The sequence below is a fragment of the Ferrimicrobium sp. genome, from assembly GCF_027364955.1.
Taxonomy (GTDB): Bacteria; Actinomycetota; Acidimicrobiia; order Acidimicrobiales; family Acidimicrobiaceae; genus Ferrimicrobium.
This window is the reverse complement of the sequence record NZ_DAHXOI010000010.1, coordinates 105779-109041: the sequence shown is the minus strand read 5'-3', so window position 1 is coordinate 109041 and position 3263 is coordinate 105779. Positions and strand designations below refer to the sequence as shown.

Genomic DNA, 3263 nt, shown 5'->3' with positions numbered 1-3263 from the left:
CCCATTCTTAGCGGCGTATTCCGAAAGTTTCATAGTATCAGTATGGTACGGTTCGCCATAAACATTCCACAAATCGCCACATAATTATACTACTAGTTCAAACACCCTCGCGAGTGCGACCCGATGACCGTCAAAGAATGGGCAACCGTCCCGATCACTTGTTCTGCCCTCGTTTATCAGGCATTGGTATTGAGCTTGAGTACATCGAAGCGGGTCCGGTCCTAAAGGTCCTGGAGTGGCGAACACTATGTGATCCACCTGAAGAAAGAGAAGGTGGAGATGAGACAAGCGCTCATAATCTGAAAGTTTCACCTGTGGAGAACCAAATCGTTTCAGAGGTCACGGGGTTGTGATCATTGTTCTTCTCGCATGGACTCTCTACTCCACTGCCATATCTCGAATCCTACTCACTTTCACCATCTACAGGTTCACCATCTGCTTCGTTTGCCTACTCGCGCCTTTCTACTACAAGTCGATTTCCTTCTTGCTGTCGACAACTACGGTGCATTAATAAAGGCCGCGGTGTTCTTGAGCGGGAGATCTCCTTGACTAGTGCGGGTATACGGAGCACCGACGAGATTGCTCGCCTCACTCCAGGTGAGAAACGGGGAGAACGCCACTGCAGTGCATGACGAGAAGGGAGCTCCGGTTGGATCAATCAGCGACTTTGACGTCCCTGTTCCAGTGGGCATGTGCACGTGTACCGGGGACCCATTTCCCAGTGAGACGGCGATGCTACCTCCGACGGGTGTTGAAATACAAGCGGGATCTCCTGGTTGCTGATTGACACCGACGGTACCGAAAAGGATGTCTACTGCCGTACCACCTGGTGCGAGGGTGATGGGAGCAGGGCTGAGAGGGATCCCAAATGACGATGTCGCGGGAGCCAAAGAGGACCCGTAGGCCAAGAAGTCGCTCGATCCCTTTGTCCCCGCCGGACCGGGTAGCAGCGGCATCGTCGCTGGGGTGCCGTCGGCATTTGCCAGATACAGAAAGGAAGGATACACTGGCAGCGAACATGCCTGTCCTGACCTATTGATGAAATTGAAGCCACTCATCTGGTTGTCAAATCCCGGCAAGCTTGTCCAGTACTGCGTCTCAAGCTGGCTCGACGTACAAAGCGGAGAGCTTACCACCGCACTTCTGGTCGCGCCTCCACGCTGAGATGGCTCCCACGGTGGACCCCCCGTGTTCTTGGAGGTCGGTATCGACTTGAGTGGGACAAGGCGTGGCGCAGATCTCCTCGTCAGTGCGAAGCTCCCAGCTACAGCGAAGACCAAGACTAGAGATGCAACCATCATGACGAGTTTCCTGTGTGTTATGCGCATCACGCCCTCCCGCATAATGGTCGTGAGCCTCACTATAATGACCCCCTTTGATATCTCGTATGCTAATCATCATCGTCCCACGGCTATCAAGCTCTTCGACACACTTTGAATTATTCCAGTGAATCAGCTACCTCCTTCACCGGTTCGGTGATCCAAACCGCGGTAGGTGGCGTAGGCGATGGGATTATGGAAAGTTGAACGCCTTTCGATCCACCTGAAGTAGGAGAGGGGTGAGCGGAGTGGAGACGAGACAAGCGCTCGTATTCCAAAAGGCCTTCAGCTTCCACGCTTGTGGAGAGCTACATCGCTGCGAAGGTCGCATGGTTGAAACGGGCACTCGTTTCGCTGACGCCATAGCCACTTTGGGGGCTCGTCGGGTTTTCTGGCAAGTCCACAGGGTTAACACAGGGCCTGAGCTGATGGGCCCGGTGGGATTCGAACCCACGACCAAGGGATTATGAGGTGTTCACAAAGTGTCCGAGCTGGTAGTCATAGTGTCCGAGTACGTCTCATCGTTGCAGCTCATTGAGGCGTTTCGGCAAGGGTGCTGAGATAGCCTCGGACTGGGTGGGACGTGCTCGGACACAATTGTTGGGTGAAGCGGACGTGGAGATTATCCTAAGCATTGGTTGGTCCTGGGACACTCTACAGCTGGCCGGACCGCTGAGGTCACAAGCAGTATCCGTGCTATAGTGATGCCATGAATATACACACCACCACCATCCGACTTCCAGGCCCAACCGCCGAGGCGCTTGAGGTAGTCGCCAAGGCTGACAACCAGTCGGTCTCCGAGGCTGTTCGGCAAGCAGTTGTCGAACACATCCGGGCACGCCGAGCTGACCCGGAGTTCCAGAAGAGCCTGCACCATCTGCTCGATTCGCAGCGAGAAGTGTTCGAAAGGCTCGCCGATCTTTGATCAAATACTTGGGCCTGGGCGACTACCTAACGATCGCCGAGTTGATCCTCGGCATCGACGGCGAGTTGTTGGCTAAGGGCGTTGGGATCGGCCTGGCCGACTCAGCCCTTGCTGCACCTCAGGCATCGTTCGATGGTATCGAGTTCTATCCGGAACTTGAGCGGAAGGCAGCTGTGCTGCTCGAGCACTTAGTTAAGAACCATCCGTTGCCCGACGGCAACAAGCGCACGGCCTACGCCACGATGTGGATGTTCATCACGATCAATGGCCTTACGTGGACCTTGGAGGACCCAGATGAGATCGTACCGATGATCATTCGTGTTGCGTCTGGCGACATCAGCACTGAGGAGCTCACTGAGTGGATCTCCTCAAACATCAAGCAATGACTCTTGCAATCCGAATTGAATCGTAAGGTCATGCGTCCTTGGTGGACTGGAGACTGAAGGATGTGATGGAGGTTGAAGTTTTATTTCGAGTCGAACATACATAGTTCAACGGAATACCTTCACCCTCTATTGGTCCAACTACGGGGATACTGACGCGATTGGGACATGACACGGCTGGAACTCGGACACCTGTGGCCAGTTAACGCTAGGGATAAGTGAGGAGGATCGATGAACACGAAGCGATTTCTACAACCACAAATCTTGATCGCAGTCCTTCTTTTGCTGATTCTGGTTGGCGTCGTGATCTTTGCGAATAGGTCATCTGATGGACCCAACACTGGTACTGTCACTGTTCAAGGAATCGGCATCGTTGTGAACCAGAAGGGTACATGCGCTAAAGTTATCCCCAACTTTTTGACTCGAACTCAAGTGGTTTGTACCCATGGAGTCGTTTTTGGTAGGAAGGGAGAATGCGTGACCTTTGCGGAAAGCAACTTTACTCCGAGGTTTACCATTCCTGAGCCCTCCAAAATGTCGCTCTGTAAAAGCCACGGGTGGACTTGCTCACCAAATGGGACACTGAACTCCGCTTACCTATGCAGCCTGTAGCGTAGCGGCTTGTTCGAACTGAAT

Annotated in this window: 3 protein-coding genes; 2 read left to right on the top strand and 1 reads right to left on the bottom strand. The window is 53.4% G+C overall.

Annotated features, from left to right (window positions below; all coding sequences use genetic code 11):
• Window positions 1-497: 497 nt before the first annotated feature.
• Window positions 498-1301 carry a hypothetical protein gene (locus M7Q83_RS08545; protein ID WP_298337419.1) on the bottom strand — a complete coding sequence of 268 codons (804 nt, stop codon included), beginning with the start codon at window positions 1299-1301 and terminating at the stop codon, window positions 498-500.
• A gap of 727 nt (window positions 1302-2028) precedes the next feature.
• On the opposite strand from M7Q83_RS08545, the gene M7Q83_RS08540 reads away from it, so the two are divergent.
• Window positions 2029-2244 (top strand): ribbon-helix-helix protein, CopG family, encoded by a 216-nt coding sequence (locus M7Q83_RS08540; protein ID WP_298337415.1) that lies wholly within the window; start codon window positions 2029-2031, stop codon window positions 2242-2244.
• Entirely contained in the window at window positions 2241-2630 is a 390-nt protein-coding gene (locus M7Q83_RS08535; protein ID WP_298337412.1) for a type II toxin-antitoxin system death-on-curing family toxin, read from the top strand. The genes M7Q83_RS08540 and M7Q83_RS08535 overlap by 4 nt, the downstream gene beginning before the upstream one ends.
• The last annotated feature ends 633 nt before the right edge of the window (window positions 2631-3263 follow it).